This is a genomic window from Cystobacter fuscus (assembly GCF_044360685.1).
In the GTDB taxonomy this organism is placed as follows: domain Bacteria; phylum Myxococcota; class Myxococcia; order Myxococcales; family Myxococcaceae; genus Cystobacter; species Cystobacter fuscus_C.
Genome location: NZ_CP043491.1, coordinates 1102190 through 1120524, shown reverse-complemented (window position 1 = coordinate 1120524; position 18335 = coordinate 1102190). Strand labels below are relative to the sequence as shown.

The window sequence follows — 18335 nt, the reverse complement described above, 5'->3', positions numbered from 1 at the left end:
CCGCCACCTCTACTGGGAAAGAGGGTCCGCCATGAGCGGTCAGTTAGCACTGGGCGTGCCATCGCCCGCGTCTGTCCTTTTGCGAGGCCTGGGTCTGGCGGCGCTCCTCTTCGGGGCGGGCTTTGGGCGCTCGGCGGCGGCCTCCGAGGTGGCCCCCGGGGAGAAGACCGGGGAGGACACGCGCGTGGGCTCCAAGCCCATCCCCCTGGCGCTCGAGGTGGGCTACGAGGGCCTGGCTCCTGGCAAGGCCCAGCCGCTGCGGGTGAAGGCCGGGCAGAGCTTCTACATCAACCAGATCGACGTGCGCGAGGTGGTGAAATCCACCCGGGACGAGGGCGTGGACGGACTGCGCCGGACGGGCCGGTTCGCGCAACTGCCCTGGCAGGGGCTCAAGCTGGTGGACGAGGAGCCCATCATCCTGGCCAACGCGGACAACACCTATACCCGGCGCCGCTTCTACCGGCAGGCGCAGTGGATGGAGCAGACGAGCGTCTTCACCGTGCTGCCCGTGGACGGGTGGGGCCGCCCCACCGGCCGCCCCATCCTGCTCAACATCGGCCGGGGGGATCGCCGCCAGCCCACGGACGACTTCTTCATCCGCCGGCTGCGCGCGGTGCAGACCACCGCCGACTGCAAGAGCGTGAGTGACTGCTCCACCGCGCGCAACTTCACCGAGGAGGCCATCGTCGAGGTGCGCAACGCGCGCACGGGCGCCACGCCCTTCACGCTCACGCGCAACACCCGCGCCCTGCGCCTGTTCTGGACGATGCGCGCCGGCGCGGACTACTACACCATCCCCATCGAGCAGGAGGACAAGCCCGCCTACGCCTATGGCGCCTCGGTGGACATCAAGGCCCTCACCCCGCCACGCGCCAATGGCACCTACGCGGCCGGCTCGAGCATCACCTTCCAGCTCACCCTGCGCGATGGGGCCGGCAAGCGCCTGCACCCCCAGGGCAGCCTGCCCACCTACAAGCAGTACACCTCGGGGCAGGTCGAGTCGGGCATCCAGTACTACCGGGCCTTCTTCGAGCCCACCACCACCTATTACCTGCGCAAGCACCGCGAGCGCATGCTGATGACGCAGATCATCGGCCCCGCGCAGAAGCTCCAACCCATCCGCAGCATCGTGGACCTGGATGCCTTCTTCGGCGACGACGACGTGCAGACGGTGGGCACGCTCGAGCGCGACGGCGTGTTCGCGCAGTTCCAGACCTTCCCGCCCGCCAATGACTTGTTCGGCGGCGCCTTCTTCCCGGACAAGGGCGGCTGGGACGCGGCCGTGAGCGACACCTGGACGTACACCCTGCCGGCCAACGCCGAGCCCGGCACCTACCTGGTGACGGTGAAGGGCCGCCGCGTCTACCTGGGCGAGGACATCCCCTTCAGCAAGACGATCAACATCCAGGTGGAGTCCGCCCAGCCCACCCAGCCCAGCCTCACCACCGGCCCGTGCAACAGCTGCCACAGCGAGGGCGGCGAGCTGGCCAAGGTGCTGCACGCCAATGACAACCGGGCCGGGTGCAACGCCTGCCATGCCCCGCTGGGCTTCGAGCTGGAGGGCCCCATCGCCGTGCGCACCCACTTCATCCACTCGCGCTCGGGCCGCTACGACTCGCCCCTGCAGCAGTGCGACAAGTGCCACCTGAAGGCCGAGGGCATCCAGCGCACGAGCAAGTCCGCGTGTCTGTCCTGTCACAAGAGCTACCCGGACTCGCACGTGCAACAGTTCGGTGCCATCGAGAGCATGTACGTGGGCGGCGGCCGCGAGTCCTTCCAGCAATGCACGGATAGCTGTCACAAAACCCACCCAGGCAGTAACCTGTAGGCCGCACTGCCCCTACTGCCCCCGCGGGAGGTCCTGGTTGGCTCGAGTGAAGATGCAGACGGCGCGCAGCACATTGGTGGAACCGGTTGCCGTGGCAGAGGATCTCATCCGGCAGCTCGAAGGCGGCGAGACCCCCCGGCTCGTCACCCTGTTCGCCTCACGCGAGCGGGATCAGCTCGCCCTCAACCGCGCGGTGCGCGAGCGGCTGCCCCCGGGCACTCGCCTGGTGGGCGCCACCACCGCGGGCGAGCTGGACAACCGCGGCATCCACTCGGGCAGCGTGGTGCTGGGCGCGCTCTCGGGCGACTTCGAGGTGGGGCTCGGGCTGGGCACCGGCCTGTCCGTGGACGCGGTGAGCGCGGGCGCCATGGCCATGAAGCGCGCCGCCCAGGAGCTGGGCGTGCGCCAGTCGGACATCGATACGCGCCGCTACGTGGGCCTCGTCATCGATGACGGCTTTCGCTACAAGAAGGAAGAGCTGCTGCTCGGCCTGCTCGAGAAGAACCAGGCGCTGATGCTCGTGGGCGGCGGCGCCGCCGACTCGGATCCGGATCCCCAGAGCCAGTCCGCCCAGCTCCACGTGGACGGAGAGGTGACCACGGACAGCGTGCTGGTGGCGCTCTTCAAGACGAGCGCGCCCTGGGCCGCCCTGCGCTCGCACTGGTACCAGCCGCTGGGCGAGCGCCTCACCATCACCCGCGTGGACGACAGCGCCACGCGCGCCCTGGAGATCGACGGCCAGCCGGCCGCGCGGCGCTACGCCGACATGCTGGGCGTGTCGGTGGAGGACCTGGAGTTCGGCAAGCCCCGGGGCTTCGCCGCGCACCCCACCGCCCTCAAGGTGGGCCGCGAGTACTTCATCCGCGCCCCCTGGAAGGTCCTGCCCGACGACTCCATCCTCTTCGCCAACCTCCTGGAGGAAGGCACCGAGCTGGAGCTGATGAAGGCCGGGGACCTGGCCGGCATGACGCGCGCCTTCTTCCAGGAAGAGCTGCCCCGCCGCGTCCTCAATCCCCGCGCCACCCTGCTTTTCCATTGCAGCGGCCGCATGTGGTACGCCCAGGCAACCGGAGCGGTCGGGGGCATCGCCGACTCCTTGCGCCACGCGCCCACAGCGGCTGGAATGAATGTGCACTTCGAGGTCTACTCGGGGTTTCACATCAACACGACGCTGACGGTCTTGGCGTTCGGGGAAAACTGACGGATGAGCATTCCGCCCCCTGTCGTGACGGACACCAGGACACTGAAGTTGCTGCTGATGGCGGGAGCGTCCGAGAGCGCCCGCATCCTCGAGGCCCTGCGGCGCGCGAACCTCGAGGTCTCCGCCGAGCACCCCTCCACCCCCGAGGCGTTGAAGACGGCGCTGGAGCGGGAGTGGGACGTGGCCGTGTGTGGCCCCGGCCTGCCCGGGTTGGGCTTCCGCGAGGCCGCTCCCCTCCTCCAGGAGCGCCAGCCCCTGCTGCCGCTGATCGTCATCGGGGCGGCCTGGGACGAGGCGGAGGTGCTCGCGGCCCTGGAGCAGGTGCGTGCCAACAGCTACCTGGAGATGGACCGCCTGGCGCTGCTCGCGCCGGTGGTGCGCCGCGAGCTCCAGCGCACCCTCGAGCGGCGCCAGCACCAGCAGGCCGAGCAGGAGCAGGAACACTCGCGCTGGCTGCTCGAGCGCATCGTGGACAGCCTGCCCTTCGTCCTCTTCGTGAAGGACGGCGAGGATCGCCGGCTGCGCGTGGCCAACCGCACCTTCGCCGACGCCTTCGGGGTGACCAAGGAGTGGTTGCTCGGCAAGCTCGACCACGACTACTTCCCCAAGGAGCAGGCCGACTCCTTCGTCGCCATCGACACGGAGATCCTCGAGACGGGCAAGCTCAAGACCTTCGAGGAGGTGGCGCGCACGGGCGGGCAGGATCGCGTCTACGCCACGCGCAAGCTGCCCCTGTTGGATGACTCGGGCCGGGCGCGCTACGTGCTCGGCATCACCGAGGACATCACCGAGCGCAAGGCCGCCGAGGAGAGCCTGCGCCGCTCCAAGGCCGAGCTGGAGGCGGCCAACCGGCGCCTCGCCGAGAACCTGGAGGAGCTCACGAAGAGCCGCGCCGTGTCCGCGCGCACGCTCGCCAGCTACCAGCAGCGCGCGCTGCAGATGGAGATCATCCGTCAGCAGAACGAGGACCTGGACCGGCTGGCCACGGAGCTCGCCGCCGCCAAGCGCAACGAGGAGGAGCGGGCGCGCGAGGCGGAGAGCGCCTTCCGGCTGCGCAGCGAGTTCCTCGCCAACTTCAGCCATGAAATCCGCACGCCGCTCAACGGCATCATCGGCTATTGCGACCTGCTCATGCGCGAGGAGGGCAGCCGGCTCACCGCCCACGGCCGGCGCGACCTCAACGTGGTGAAGAAGAACGCGCAGACGCTGCTGGCGCTCATCAACGACATCCTCGACCTGTCGAAGATCGAAGCGGGCCGGATCGAGGTCGTGGTGGAGCGGGTGGATCTGGTGGAGCTGGCCGAGGAGTGCACGGCCACGGTGAAGGAGTACCTCAAGGGCAAGGACGTGGAGCTGCGCACGGACATCGACGAGCACGTGGCCCACGTGCGCACGGACGCGCTCAAGCTGCGGCAGATCCTGCTCAACCTCCTGTCCAACGCGGCCAAGTTCACCGAGTCGGGCGAGGTGTCGCTCACCGCGCGCGCCGAGGGCAACGAGGCCGTCTTCATCGTCGAGGACACGGGCATCGGCATCCCGCCGGACCAATTGCCCTTCATCTTCGAGAAGTTCCGCCAGGTGGACGGCTCCACCACGCGCAAGGTGGGCGGCACGGGCCTGGGGCTCGCCATCGTGCGCGAGCTGAGCAAGATCCTGGGCGGCGGCGTGGAGGTGGAGAGCACGCTGGGCCGGGGCACCACCTTCACGGTGCGGCTGGCGGGCGTGCTCGAGGGCGAGGCCCTGGGCCAGTCGCGCGAGCTGGACAAGCCCGTGGCCGCCGAGGACGTGGGCGCCGTGCTGGCCCCCATGGTGCGCGGGGGCACCGTGCTGGTGGTGGATGACGACGTGCTCGTGCAGCAGCTCGTCGCCGGCCAGCTCGAGCCCTCGGGCTTCGTCGTGGTGACGGCCTCGGACGGCATGGAGGCCTTGCGCAAGGCGCGCGAGCTGCGCCCGCAGGCCATCGTGCTGGACATCCACCTGCCGCGCCTGGACGGCTGGAGCGTGCTGTCCACGCTCAAGAGCGAGGCGGACCTCGCGCGCATCCCCGTCATCATCATCTCCGTGGAGGAGCAGCGCGCGCGGGGCTTCTCGCTCGGGGCGTGCGAGTACCTCGTCAAGCCCGTGGAGCCCGAGCACCTGGTGGACGTGGTGCGCCGCAGCATCGGCTCCTCCGCGGGCGCCGGCGAGGTGCTCGTGGTGGACGACGACGCCTCCACGCGCGAGCTCGTCAGCCGCTCCTTGCGCCGCGCGGGCTTCTCCACCCACGAGGCCCACAACGGCGAGGACGCCCTGCTCAAGGCGCGCGTCTCCCCGCCCACGCTCGTGGTGCTCGACCTGATGATGCCCAACCTGGACGGCTTCGAGGTCATCCGCCGCATGCGCGCGGACAAGCTTCAGGTGCCCGTGGTGGTGCTCACCGGCAAGTCGCTCACCGCCGAGGAGCAGGCCGTGCTGCGCGACGGCTTCGCCGGCTTCGTGCAGAAGGGCGGCCACGCGCTGGAGGACGTCATCGGCCAGGCCAAGGGGCTCTTGCTCAAGCAGAGCGCCCAGCGCGCCAGTCGCCAGCCGCGCATCCTCTACGTGGAGGACAACCCGCAGAACCGCGACATCGTCCGCCGCTACCTCGGCGGCCAGTTCGAGGTGCTGGAGGCCGAGGACGGGGAGATGGGCGTGGAGCGCGCCACGCGCGAGGTGCCGGACCTCATCCTCATGGACCTGTCCCTGCCCCGCGTGGATGGTTGGGAAGCCACCCGGCGCCTGCGCCAGGTGCCCGCCGTGGCCAACGTCCCCGTCATCGCCGTGACGGCCCACGCCGGCCGCGAGTATCAGGAAAAGGCCTCGGCCGCCGGCTGCGACGCCTATCTCACCAAGCCCTTGGATCGCGAGGTGCTCCTCGACACCATTCGCAAGCATTTGGGGAAGACCCATGGCTGAGCGCATCACCACCAGGGCCCGCGTCCTGGTGGTGGACGATGATCCGGACCAACTGGATCTCGTCCGACGTACCCTGGCCCCCCACTTCGACGTGCAGACCCACGACTCGGCCCTGGGCGTGTCCAACCTGGTGCGCCAGGGCGAGCCGGATCTCGTGTTGTTGGACGTGAACTTCCCCGCCCTCAAAGGTGACCAGGTGCTTACCCTGGCACGCCGGTACGCTCCCAAGGGGACCAAGTTCATCCTGTACTCGGCAACGGACGAGTCCCGCCTGCGCTCCCTGGCTCTCGCCGCGGGCGCGGATGGTTATCTCTCCAAGAGCATTCAAGGGGCCGAACTCATCCAGAAACTCAACGCCTTCCGCGGATAGGTCCCCCTGGCTCCTGTCCGAGGCGGCCGTGTCCTCGAAAGGGGCCCCTGTCCCGGATGCCCCCAGGAGGACTCATGGAACAGATCCCCGAGGTCGTCAGCGCCGCCGAACAGTTGAGACGCCAATTGCAGGGCCCGTGGCTCAACCCGCTGCTCAAGAAGTGGGTGGGCCACGGCGAGCTGGACTACGAGAAGTACGTGCGCACCCCCGAGCTGCTCGCGCTCCAGACGCCCCCCGCCCAGCGGGTGACCCCCGACGAGCTGCTCTTCCAGGCCGTGCACCAGTCCCAGGAGCTGTGGCTCAAGCTGCTCGCCCACGAGTCGGTGGAGGCCGTGGATGAGCTGGACGCCAATGCCCTCTGGGCGGCCTCGGCGCGGCTGGAGCGCCTGCCCCGCATGGCGCGCGTGCTCGCCGCGGAGCTGGGCGTGCTGGAAACCCTCACCCCGGACACCTATCAGATCATCCGCCGCAGCCTCGGCAACGGGAGCGGACAGGAGTCACCGGGCTACAACGCCGTGAGCACCGCCGCCCGGGGCCTGGACGAGGCGCTGGAGCGGCTGCTGCGACGGCGCGACGTGCGGCTCGCCGACGTGTACGCGACGCCCCGCCACCCCGACCTCAAGCGCGTGTGCGAGCAATTGCTCGACTACGACGAGGCCTGGCAGAACTGGCTGTACACGCACTTCCAGCTCGTGCGCCGCACCATCGGCGTGGACTCCACGGTGAAGGCGCTCGATGGACTGCCCACGCGGGTGCTGCCCGGACGCATGACCCAGCCCCTCTTCCCCGAGCTGTGGCGGGTGCGCGTGGAGATGACGGCCACCTGGCAGCGCGAGGGCGGCCATGAGCCCGGCGCTCCCCGGGACGCGAGCGGAGCGGGTGCCCCATGAGCGAGCCGACCCCCGGGCCTCGCGCCCTGCTTCACCTGCTCTTCAACGGAGCGCGTGCCGTGGACGTGGTGGAGACGGCGCTGCGCCTGGGGCTGCTCGACGCGCTCGAGCCAGGGCCGGTGACGCTCGCGGCCCTGAGCGAGCGCCATGGCCTCGTGCCCGCGCGCCTGGACAAGTTCCTCGACTGCCTGGAGAGCCTGGGGCTCGTGCGGCGCGAGTCCACCCCGGACGCGCGCGGCGAGACCCGCTACGCGGCGGTCCCGGGCCTGCGCGCCGCGGCCGAGGCGGTGCTGGGTCCCCGCTCGCAGGAGAGGGATCGGGAGAGGTACGCTTGGCGCGAGCTGCACGGCCATCTGCCCGAGGTGCTGCGCGGGGAGCGCAGCGTGTCCCCCCGCTCCTTCGACTGGCCTCCGCGCACGCCCGAGCAGGTGGCCGGCTTCGAGGCCAGCATGGCGGCGGGGCTCGGCCCCATCGTGGAGACCTTCCGCGCCCACGCCAACGCCCTCTTCCCCACCGGCACGCGGCTGCTGGACGTGGGGGGGGGCGATGGCAGCCTCGCGGCGCACCTGCTGGAGGCCCGGCCCGACCTGCGCGTGGACGTCTACAACCTGCCCTCGTGCGAGCCCCTGGTGGAGCGCACCCGGCGGGCGCGTGGCCTCGAGGGCCGGCTCGGCTTCGTGGCCGGGGACTTCCTGCGCGAGCCCCTGCCCAACAGCCACGACGCCCTGTCCTTCGTGCGCGTGCTCCATGACTGGCCCGAGGACACGGCGCACGCCCTGCTGCGCGCCGCCTTCGAGGCCCTGCCTCCGGGCGGCCGCGTCCTCATCTGCGAGGAGTTCCGCACCCCGGAGCGGCTCGCCGCCCAGTTCTTCTGGTCCTACTTCCTCATGGGAGTGGACTCGTGCGGCAGCCGTCTGCGCGACGTCGCGTTCTACACGCGCGCCCTCCCGGCGTCGGGCTTCCGCGAGGTGCGCGTCCTTCCCGGCCCCTTCGAGCTCGTCACCGCCCTGCGTCCCTAGCAGGCGCTACTTGGGAAACTCGGCCTGCTGCGGCGACGGCGGCGGCGGGCGGGCGAAGCCGCTCTGGTAGGCGATCATCGCCATCTCCACGCGGTTCTGCACGCCCATCTTCCGGTAGAGGTTGGAGACGTGGGCCTTCACGGTGCGCTCGGTGATGCCCAGGCGCGCGGAAATCTGGAGGTTGTCCGTGCCGGCCGCCACGAGCTCCAGCACCTCGCGCTCGCGCTGGGTGAGCCGCTCCAGCGGGGAGGCTGGAGCGGCAGGGTTCAGGCTCACCAGCTCCGGGGGAACGAGGCTCTCCCCGCGCGCCACCTGCTCGACGGCGGACAGCAGCGCCGCGCCGCTCGCGTTGAGCTTGCACAGGTAGCCGGCCGCTCCCGCCTGGAAGCAGCGCTCCAGCAGGGAGGCCTCGCGGTGGGCGGAGAACACGATCGAACGGGTGTTGGGGTAGCGCTCGCGCAGCACTTCCACCAGGCGCAGGCCATTGTCCACCGCCCAGTTGCCCGGGTTCTCCAGGCGCAGATCCACGATGGCCACATCCAGCGGCTTGTCGTTCATCTGCGCCAGCAGGCTCTCCACGTCCCCACCCGAGGCACACACCTCCATCCCCGCTCCCTCGAAGAGGGCGACCAGGCTCTCGCGCAGAACCGTCTGATCCTCCAGGATGCCGACCCGAATACGTCCTTGCATGATGTGACTCCCCGCTGAGAGTGGTCCCCGCCCGCTCGGCAACACCTACGATCAACTTGAACTCTACTACCCGGGATACAACCGGCCCCCCCTGCGGCATGATGGACCTGTTGTGTAGCGCCCAAAGTCTCGTGCGGCGCGCATCTCACACACCCAGGGGTGAACGCCTCGCCGAGGGGCGGCGCGGCGACCGGCGCGGGAGCTTGTCCTCGAGTCCAGTTGCGCCGTCGCCCCGCCCTGCTGAAGGGCCGACGACGGACCTCCCGGGATGATTGTCATTGGGCGCCGTGCGGCCCACCGCCCGCCTGCCGCCTCCTGACTTTTCGTCCCTGGCCGGGTTCATTCCTGGAAGCTCTTGCTTGATTTACTCGCTTGACGGGGTTACAGGCGTCCGATTTCTGGCCTCCGGCGCGAGTTCCGGGAGGGTTGAGCCTCCCTGATAGCGGCCGGAGCAGTATTGTTCGGGTGCGCAGCCCCCGCTGCCTCTTGGGGAAGAGTCCCATCTCCGAACAGCCTCCGAAAGGGAGCCCATGTCCGAGATCGAGAACAAGATCCGCGTGCTGGTGGTGGACGACGACGTCGACCAGCTGATGCTGGTCGAACGCACCCTCCACGCCTACGGCTTCGAGATCCGCACCCACCGCTCCTCGCTGGGCGTGTCCAACCTGGTGCGTACGGTGATGCCGGACCTGGTGCTGCTGGACGTGAACATCCCGGCGCTCAGCGGGGACAAGGTGCTGGCGCTCGCGCGCAACCAGGCGCCCTCCACCACGCGCTTCATCCTCTACTCGGCCTCGGACGAGGCTCGGCTGCGCTCGCTCTCCCTGGCGTCGGGCGCGGATGGCTACATCTCCAAGAGCGTCCAGGGCGAGTCGCTCGCCCGCAAGCTCATCAGCATCTACAAGAAGAGCCGGCTGCCCGCCGCGAGCGCACGCTAGGAGCCTGGGCGGCCGGCGGCTCGAGCATGAGCAGCCCCTCTTCGCCAGGCACCCACTGAGCAGGCGCCGGGCCCTCGCCCATGGCTGATGCTCCCTCCGGAGATGACAAACATCCTGGGAGGGAGACCCGCATGCGGCCCGCGCGCATTCACGACTATGAAGCTGCTGACGTTCGGCCCCTCGGGAGGAGTGGTGGCGGCGCCCACCACGTCACTGCCGGAGGTGCCGGGCGGCGAGGACAACTGGGACTACCGCTTCTGCTGGGTGAGGGACTCGGCCTTCACGGCCCGGGCCTTCTACGGGCTGGGCTATGAGCAGGAGGCGGAGTCCTTCGTGTCCTGGCTGCTGCGCTGGGTGGTGGGAGGGAGCGCGGGCACCCTGGTGCTGACGGGGCTGCTGGCGGGGAGCCAGCGGCTGAGGCTGACGCGAATGAACCTGCCCTTCCTGCTGGGGACGATGGTGACGGCGGACCGGGACAGGGCGAAGCTGTACGGGCTGGGCCTGCACCTGCTCAACGGACTGGTGGTCTCCGGGGTGTACCTGGCGGCATTCGCCGCGTGGGGAAGAGCGGGCTGGTGGCTGGGAGGACTGCTGGGCGTGCTGCACGCGGGCCTCGTGCTGCTGGTGGTGCTGCCCGCGATGCCGACGCTGCACCCGAGGATGGCGGCCGAGTCCCAGGGACCAACGGAGGTGAAGCCATTGGAGCCCCCGGGCTTCCTCGGACTGCACTACGGGACGTGGACGCCGCTGACGGTGTTGGTGTCACACGTGGCGTTCGGCATGCTGCTCGGCGGCCTCTACCCACCGTGAGGGGGCTTGAGCAGCCGCGGGCCGCCGAGCAGCAGGCTCATGCCCACCACCACCGCCGCGCGCAGACCCCAGCGTGCCGGGGGCCTGCCCAGGCCATTCGTCACCCAGCCGCGCTCGGGGTACCCGCCCGCGGGGCCCGAGGCCCCGTACACCTTCGCCATCCGCACGACCTGCGCCATGTGCAGGGCCTTGCGGTCGGTGTTCTGGGCGATCTGCTCCCGGCAGCTGAAGCCATCCGCGATGAGGAGTGTGTCCTTGGGCGTCTCACGGACCTTGGGCAGCAGCACGCGCTCGCCCACCTTCTGGGACACCTCGTACTTCTCTCCCTCCTCGAAACCGAACGAGCCCGCCATGCCACAGCAGCCCGTCTCCGGTACCTGGTAGTCCAGCCCCAGCTTGTCGAGCAGGCCCTTCTCGTCGTTCAGCTTGAAGAGTGACTTGTGGTGGCAGTGCCCGTGCACCACCGCCTTCTTCTCCATGTGTGGTGGCTGCCAGTCCTTGGCGTACTTGCCGAGGAAGTCACTGAAGAGGAACGTCTGGCGCCTGAGCTGCGTGGCGAGCCCCCAGTCCGGGAAGAGGTTGCGCAGCTCGTCGCGGAACACGGACACGCAGCTCGGCTCCAGGCCCACCAGCGGCACGCCCTCCTCGATGTACGGCCGGAGCCGCTCGACCGTGCGCCGCAGCATCCACTTCGCCGTGGGCAGCATGCCGAAGTCGTAGAGCGGACGGCCACAGCACAGGAAGCCCTGGGGCACCACCACCTCGAAGCCCGCGTCCTCCAGCACCTCCAGCGCCGAGGCCGCTGTCTCCGGGAAGAAGTGGTTGTTGAAGGTGTCCGGCCACAGCAGCACCCGCTGGTGGCCCTGGTGGCGTGGCACGGGCCGCTGCCGCCCCACCCAGCGCTGGAAGGACTCGGGTGCGAAGCGGGGCATGGGCCGCTTCGTGGTGAGGCCGCCCAGCTTCTGGAGCAACTCCTTGGTGGGTGAGTGCTGCGTGAGCAGGTTCACCAGCCCCGGCGCCAGCATGGCCGCCCGCGCCCAGAACATGATGAGGCCCATGGCGTAGGCGGGCCTCGGGCGCAGGTGTCCCTGGTAGTAGTGCGAGAGGAACTCCGCCTTGTACGTGGCCAGGTCCACGTTCACCGGGCAGTCGCCCTTGCACCCCTTGCACGCCAGGCACAACTCCAGCGACTCCTTCACGTTCTCGTCGCGCCAGCCCTTCTTGATGACCTGGCCCTGCAACATCTCGAAGAGCAGGTGGGCCCGGCCGCGCGTGGTGTGCTTCTCCTCCTTCGTCACCATGTAGCTGGGACACATGGTGCCGCCGCTGTCGCGCCGGCACTTGCCCACTCCCACGCAGCGCTCGGTGGCCCGGTACAACAGGCCGTCGTCATCCGGGAACTTGAAGTGCGTCCGCGGCTTCCACGTTCGTGCCTCGTAGTCCCGTCCAAAGCGCAGCTGCTGGTCGATGGGGTTGGGGTCCACCACCTTGCCCGGGTTCATCTTCCCCAGGGGATCCCAGATGGTCTTGAACTCGCGGAAGGCGAGCACCAGCTCCGGGCCGAACATCCGCGGGAGGAACTCGGCGCGTGCCTGCCCATCCCCATGCTCGCCCGACAGCGAGCCCCCCATGGACACGCACAGGTCCACCGCCTCGTTCATGAAGGCGCGGTACTTCTGGATGCCCCGGGACGACTTGAGATCGAAGTTGATGCGCGTGTGCACGCACGCCTGGCCGAAGTGGCCGTAGAGCGAGGCGTCATAGCCATACTTGTCGTAGAGCTCGCGCATGCCCCGGAGGTAGTCGCCCAGCTTCTCCGGAGGAACCGCCGAGTCCTCCCATCCGGGATGGGTATCCGGCTGGCCGGGCACGCGCGCGGTGGCTCCCAGGCCCGACTCGCGAATCTTCCACGCGTGCTCGATGTGCTCCATGTCCGAGTACAACCGCATGTCCTCGGGGGGCCGCCGATCCTCGCGCAGCTCGTCCATCATCTCGCACGCCCGCTCGATGGCCTCCTGCCTCGTATCCCCTCCGAGTTCGAGCATGAGGTAGCCATGGCCCCGCGGCAGCAGCTCGAGGAACTCGACGTGCGAGCTCCGGGGATGAATGGTCGCCTGCTCGCTCGTATGGCCCTTCACGACGACGTTGTGGATGAGCCGGTAGTCCAGCCCCTCCAGCGCGAGTGGGTGGAAGCGCTCGGCCAGTTCATGGGCGTGGTCTCCCGCGGTGTAGATGTCGGGGTAGCCGAGCATCACCACCACCCGATGGGGCGGGCTGTGAACGAGCTTGAGCTTCGCCGAGAGAATGGTGACGCACGTGCCCTCGGTGCCCACCAGGGCGCGCGCCACGTCGAAGCCATGTTCGGGGAGCAGCGCGTCGAGGTTGTAGCCGGAGACACGCCGGGGAATGCGCGGGTAGCGGCGGCGGATCTCGTCCGCGTAGCGGTCTCTCAGGTCGCGCAACTCGCGGTAGATGTCACCACGCCGGCCGCCGGCCCGGATGATGCTCTGGAGTTCCTCGTCGCTGGTGGGGCCCACCGTCAGGCGCAGTCCGTCGTAGGTGAGGACATCCAACTCCAACACGTTGTGGGAGACGGGTCCGGCCATCTGTGCATGCGAGCCGCACGCGTTGTTGCCCAGCATGCCGCCCAGGGTGCAGTGATTGTGGGTGGAGGGGTCCGGGCCGAAGGTGAGGTGGTACTCCTCGGCCTGGTGGCGCAGCACGTCGAGGATGGTGCCGGGCAGCACCCGGGCCGACTTCGTGGCCACGTCTATCTCGAGCACCTTGCCGAGGTACTTCATCCAGTCGATGACCACGGCCACGTTGCAGCACTGGCCCGCGAGGCTGGTGCCTCCGCCGCGAGACAGCAGCGGAGCGCCGTACTCCCGGCAGACACGCACCGTCTGGAGGACGTCGTCGAGGCTTCGGGGGATGACGACACCGATGGGCACCTGTCGGTAGTTGGAGCCATCCGTGGCGTAGAGCGCGCGGCTGCCATCGTCGAAGCGGACCTCGCCCTCCAGGGCGCGGCGCAGGTCCTCCTCCAGCCCCCGCACGTCCACCGTGCTCTCGCCTCCTTGTGAGCATGGGAGCGCGCGGGGTGCCGGCCGTTTGCGCGCGACTCTCGAGAGTGCGTGTTGGATGGCATCCATGGGCCGCATGCCTGCTTCCTCCCTTGTTCATGCCTCACGATGTGCGGGCTTGGGTTTCAAGCTAGGCACCCCGCGCCAGGCGAGAGTGTTCAAGAGCGCCTGGATGGGGTCTCTCGCACGCATACCCCAGGGCGGATGAGACGAGGGCTCATCGAGTTCTCACCACTCACCTGGGTTCCACTCTCCACACGGAGATACCCAGCTTGAGCGGTGAACGCACCTCGCATGGAGGATGGAACCTCGATGAGTGCCACCGTCAGCGATTACCTGCTCTATCGCCTCGCGCAGTGGGGCATCCGCCGCCTCTACGGCTACCCGGGAGATGGCATCAACGGCCTCCTCGGCGCGCTCGGACGCAACTCCGAGTTCCAGTTCATCCAGGCACGCCACGAGGAGATGGCGGCATTCATGGCGTGTGCCCATGCGAAGTTCACGGGCGAGGTGGGCGTGTGCGTGGCCACCTCGGGCCCTGGTGCCATCCACCTGCTCAACGGCCTCTATGACGCGAAGCTGGACCACCAGCCCGTGGTGGCCATCGTGGGCCAGCAGAAGAGCATGGGATTGGGCGGACACTATCAGCAGGAAGTGGACCTGCCCGTGCTCTTCAAGGACGTGGCGTCCGAGTACACCGTCCTGGTCTCCAACCCCTCGGCCATCCGCCACGCGGTGGATCGGGCGGTGCGCATCGCCCAGTCGCAGCGCACGGTGACGTGCATCATCATCCCCAACGACGTGCAGGAGGAGCCCTATCAGCGGCCTCCGCAGGTGCATGGCTCCATCCACTCCAGCGTGGGCTACAGCGAGCCGCGCGTGATTCCCCAGGAGAGGGATCTGCGGCGCGCCGCCGAGGTGCTCAACGCCGGCAAGAAGGTAGCGATGCTGGTGGGCGCCGGTGCCATGCGCGCGGCGGATGAAATCATCGAGGTGGCGGAGCTGCTGGGCGCGGGCGTGGCCAAGGCGCTGCTGGGCAAGGCGGTGCTACCCGATGACCTGCCCTTCGTCACCGGCGCCATCGGCCTGCTGGGCACCAAACCGAGTTGGGACATGATGATGGAGTGCGACACCCTGCTCATGGTGGGCACCAGCTTCCCCTACTCGGAGTTCCTCCCGCCCGAGGGCCAGGCGCGCGGCGTGCAGATCGACATCGATGGGCGCATGCTCGCCATCCGCTACCCCATGGAGGTGCCGCTCACGGGCGACTCCCAGGAGACGCTGCGCGCGCTCGTTCCCCTGCTCAAGCGCAAGGAGGATCGGAGCTGGCGCGATGGATTGGAGAAGGGCATCCGCCAGTGGTGGAAGGTGGTGGAGGGGCGGGCGATGAACGGCGCCCATCCCATCAATCCCCAGCGCGTCTTCCATGAGCTGTCGCCGAAGCTGCCGGATGGGGTCATCCTCTCGTCGGACTCGGGCTCGGCGGCCAACTGGTTCGCGCGGGATCTCAAGATTCGCAAGGGAATGATGGCGTCCCTGTCGGGCAACCTGGCCACCATGGGCTGCGGCGTGCCGTATGCCATTGGCGCCAAGTTCGCCTACCCGGACCGGCCCGTCATCGCCCTGGTGGGCGACGGTGCCATGCAGATGAATGGCAACGGCGAACTCATCACCATCGCGAAGTACTGGAAGGAGTGGAAGGATCCGCGGCTCGTCATCCTGGTGCTCAACAACCGGGACCTCAACCAGGTGACGTGGGAGCAGCGTGTGCTGGCGGGAGACCCGAGGTACAAGGCGTCGCAGGAGCTGCCGGACTTCCCCTACGCGCGCTACGCCGAGTCGATTGGCCTCCGGGGCATCCGCGTGGACAAGCCGGAGCAGATCTCCAGCGCGTGGGAGCAGGCGCTGAGCGCGGACCGTCCGGTGGTGCTCGAGGCCTACGTGGATCCGGACGTGCCCCCGCTGCCGCCACACATCACCCTGGAGCAGGCCAGGCACTTCTCCGAGGCCATCCTCAAGGGAGACGAGAAGTCCGCCGGGCTCATCAGGCAGTCCATCAAGGGAGTGGTGGAACAGCTCATTCCTCACAAGAAGAACTAGCGCTGGGCGTTCCAGGAACGACGGGAGGGGGGCGGCCATGGGCCAGAAGAGCAGCGAGGTGGTGCCCATCGAGCGATGTGAGGCTCGGGCCTACGAGATACCGACGGACGCGCCGGAAGCGGATGGCACCGCCGAGTGGAACAGCACGACGCTGGTGGTGGTGGAGGTGACGGCGGGAGGCCGGCGGGGGCTCGGCTACACGTACGCGGATGCCACGGCGGCGAGCCTCATCCACCGCACGCTGTCCAAGGAACTCGAGGGGCACGACGTGATGGACGTGCCGGCGCGGATGGTGTCGCTGCTGAAGCGGGTGCGCAACAAGGGACGGCCTGGACTGGTGGCCATGGCGCTCTCCGCGGTGGACGCGGCACTGTGGGACACGAAGGCGCGGCTGCTGGACGTGCCGCTGGTGAGGCTGCTCGGGGCGGTGCGGGCGGCGGTGCCCGTCTACGGCAGCGGAGGTTTCACCTCGTATTCCATCGCGCAGCTGAAGGAGCAGCTCGCGGGGTGGGTGGAGCAGGGGCTGGCGCGGGTGAAGATGAAGGTGGGCAGCCACCCGGACGAGGATGGCGGGCGGGTGCGGGAGGCGCGGGAGGCCATTGGCCCGGACATACAGCTCTTCGTGGATGGCAATGGCGCCTACACGGCGAAGCAGGCGCTGGAGCTGGCCGACAGCTTCGCGGAGGCGGGGGTCGTCTGGTTCGAGGAGCCGGTGTCGAGCGATGATCTGGCGGGTTTGCACCTGCTCCGGCAGCGGATTCCCAGCGGGATGGATGTGGCGGCCGGGGAGTATGGCTGGGACGCCATCTACTTCCGCAGGATGCTGGGCGCCGAGGCGGTGGACGTCCTGCAAGCGGACGCGACGCGGTGCCTGGGCGTGACGGGCTTTCTCCAGGTGGACGCGCTGTGCGAGGGCTTCCAGGTACCGTTGTCGGGGCACTGCGCGCCGAGCCTCCATCTGCACGTGGCCTGCGCGGCGCGCAACCTCGTGCACCTGGAGTACTTCCACGACCATGTGCGAATCGAGCACATGCTCTTCGACGGAGCGCGGAGCCCGGTGATGGGGGCGCTACGACCGGACCTGTCCAGGCCCGGGATGGGACTGGAGTTCAAGCGACAGGATGCCGAGCGCTACGCCCTGTGAGACGGCGGGCGTGCTCACAAGAGCGCGGCGACCTCCTGGTACACCCGGGTGAAGTCGCCCTCCGCGCCGACCAGCCGCAGGTTCTGCACGAGCCCTCCGGTGGAGCGGAAGAACATGACCGCCTCGGCGGGCGGACGGATCTTCAGGAAGCGGGGCGCGTTGCGCGTGAAGTGCGAGCGCAGGTCCCGGGTGATGGAGCAGGTGGCGAAGTCGTACGGAGCCAGGCGCATGGGCCGGCCGACGATCTGGAACACCTCCTGGATGAGGGCGGTCCCCTCCTCGTCGGGCAGCTCGCAGGTGAAGCCCACCTCGCGGCTCAGGGCGAGGATGTCCATGGGCTCCTTGCGCATGGCGTGCAGGAACATGCGCCGGTTGGCGTCCACGAAGTGCGCGCTGAAGCGCTTGATGGAGCCGAAGTCGAGCACGCCCAGGCGCCCATCCTCGAGCACCATGAAGTTGCCCGGGTGGGGGTCGGCGTGCAGGTCGCCCACGGTGAAGAAGGGCCCGTAGATGGCGAGGATGAGCTGGCGCGCCACGCGGTAGCGCTCCTCGGCGGAGGGCTGGGTGACGACCCAGTCCTTGAGGGTACGGCCGCGCAGGAGTTCCAGGGTGAGCACGCGCCCGGTGGTGAGCGCGGTGATGACCTCGGGCACCTTGAGGTCCGGCAGGCGCTCGGCGCTCCGGGCGAAGGAGGCGCACAGCGCGGCCTCGCGCAGGTAGTCCGTCTCCAGCAGCATCTCGTCGCGCAGCTCGCGGAAGTAGGCGGTGCCGTCGGTGAGCTTCGACGCCTTGGAGACCGTCTTCACCACGAGGCCCAGATTGTCCATGTCCCCGGAGAGCGTCTCGGCGATGCCCGGGTACTGGACCTTGACGGCCACCGGCCGGCCATCGTGCAGCACGGCGCGGTGCACCTGGCCGAGCGAGGCGGCGGCGAGCGGCGTCTGGGAGAACTCGCGGAAGAGCTTCTCCGGCGCGTCGCCGAGCTCCTCGCGGATGACGCGCTCCACCAGGGCGTAGGGCATGGGAGGCGCCTCGTTCTGCAGCCGGGCGATGACCTGGCGCACCTCGGGCGAGAGCATCTCCGTGTCCATGGCCACCGCCTGGCCGATCTTCATCGCCGCGCCCTTCATCTCTCCGAGCGTGGTGACGAGCTTCTCCGCGGCGGACATGCTGAGCAGCTCCGGATCCTGCCCCACGAGCCGTTTGGCGCCGCTCTTGAGCACATCCGCGCTGAGCTGCGCGGAGAGGCCCGCGAGCTTGCGGAAGCGGGTGAACCGGCCCTGGGTGGGGAGCTTGTCGTCGTCGGGGGGATTGGAAGCCATGTCAGG

General features: G+C 69.1%; 13 protein-coding genes. 10 read left to right on the top strand and 3 right to left on the bottom strand.

Annotated elements, in window-relative coordinates:
- Nucleotides 1–31 precede the first annotated feature (31 nt).
- The 6 genes from F0U63_RS04685 (at nt 32) to F0U63_RS04660 (ending at nt 8242) form a co-directional block, all read left to right on the top strand.
- Nucleotides 32–1828: a cytochrome C gene (locus F0U63_RS04685; RefSeq protein WP_395844119.1), complete on the top strand. Its 1797-nt coding sequence runs from the start codon at nt 32–34 to the stop codon at nt 1826–1828.
- Between the two features lie 37 nt (nt 1829–1865).
- Nucleotides 1866–3029 (top strand): FIST signal transduction protein, encoded by a 1164-nt coding sequence (locus F0U63_RS04680; protein WP_395844117.1) that lies wholly within the window; start codon nt 1866–1868, stop codon nt 3027–3029.
- A gap of 3 nt (nt 3030–3032) precedes the next feature.
- A complete protein-coding gene (locus F0U63_RS04675; protein ID WP_395844115.1) occupies nt 3033–5963 on the top strand; it encodes a response regulator in 2931 nt (976 codons plus the stop codon).
- Nucleotides 5956–6333 carry a PleD family two-component system response regulator gene (locus tag F0U63_RS04670; RefSeq protein ID WP_395844113.1) on the top strand — a complete coding sequence of 126 codons (378 nt, stop codon included), beginning with the start codon at nt 5956–5958 and terminating at the stop codon, nt 6331–6333. Before F0U63_RS04675 ends, F0U63_RS04670 begins: the two co-directional genes overlap by 8 nt.
- A 74-nt stretch (nt 6334–6407) precedes the next feature.
- A complete protein-coding gene (locus tag F0U63_RS04665) occupies nt 6408–7223 on the top strand; it encodes a tryptophan 2,3-dioxygenase family protein (protein WP_395844111.1) in 816 nt (271 codons plus the stop codon).
- Nucleotides 7220–8242, top strand: a complete 1023-nt coding sequence (locus tag F0U63_RS04660; protein ID WP_395844109.1) for a methyltransferase — start codon at nt 7220–7222, stop codon at nt 8240–8242. Before F0U63_RS04665 ends, F0U63_RS04660 begins: the two co-directional genes overlap by 4 nt.
- A gap of 6 nt (nt 8243–8248) precedes the next feature.
- On the opposite strand, the gene F0U63_RS04655 is transcribed toward F0U63_RS04660, so the two are convergent.
- Nucleotides 8249–8932 (bottom strand): response regulator transcription factor, encoded by a 684-nt coding sequence (locus F0U63_RS04655; RefSeq protein WP_395844107.1) that lies wholly within the window; start codon nt 8930–8932, stop codon nt 8249–8251.
- 530 nt (nt 8933–9462) lie between these two features.
- Here F0U63_RS04655 and F0U63_RS04650 point away from each other — a divergent pair.
- Both F0U63_RS04650 and F0U63_RS04645 read left to right on the top strand, forming a co-directional pair.
- On the top strand, nt 9463–9870 hold the full coding sequence (locus F0U63_RS04650; RefSeq protein ID WP_002625909.1) for a response regulator: 408 nt from the start codon (nt 9463–9465) through the stop codon (nt 9868–9870).
- Between the two features lie 156 nt (nt 9871–10026).
- Nucleotides 10027–10680, top strand: a complete 654-nt coding sequence (locus F0U63_RS04645) for a glycoside hydrolase family 15 protein (RefSeq protein ID WP_395844105.1) — start codon at nt 10027–10029, stop codon at nt 10678–10680.
- On the opposite strand, the gene F0U63_RS04640 is transcribed toward F0U63_RS04645, so the two are convergent.
- Nucleotides 10668–13742, bottom strand: coding sequence for an FAD-binding and (Fe-S)-binding domain-containing protein (locus tag F0U63_RS04640; protein WP_395844103.1), 3075 nt, complete (start codon nt 13740–13742; stop codon nt 10668–10670). The genes F0U63_RS04645 and F0U63_RS04640 overlap by 13 nt on opposite strands.
- 333 nt (nt 13743–14075) lie before the next feature.
- Here F0U63_RS04640 and F0U63_RS04635 point away from each other — a divergent pair, with 333 nt between their 5' ends.
- Nucleotides 14076–15863 (top strand): thiamine pyrophosphate-requiring protein, encoded by a 1788-nt coding sequence (locus tag F0U63_RS04635; protein ID WP_395844101.1) that lies wholly within the window; start codon nt 14076–14078, stop codon nt 15861–15863.
- Between the two features lie 37 nt (nt 15864–15900).
- Complete coding sequence (locus tag F0U63_RS04630) at nt 15901–17007, top strand: enolase C-terminal domain-like protein (protein ID WP_395844099.1); 1107 nt, start codon at nt 15901–15903, stop codon at nt 17005–17007.
- 14 nt (nt 17008–17021) lie between these two features.
- On the opposite strand, the gene F0U63_RS04625 is transcribed toward F0U63_RS04630, so the two are convergent.
- On the bottom strand, nt 17022–18329 hold the full coding sequence (locus tag F0U63_RS04625) for an ABC1 kinase family protein (RefSeq protein WP_395844097.1): 1308 nt from the start codon (nt 18327–18329) through the stop codon (nt 17022–17024).
- Nucleotides 18330–18335 lie beyond the last annotated feature (6 nt).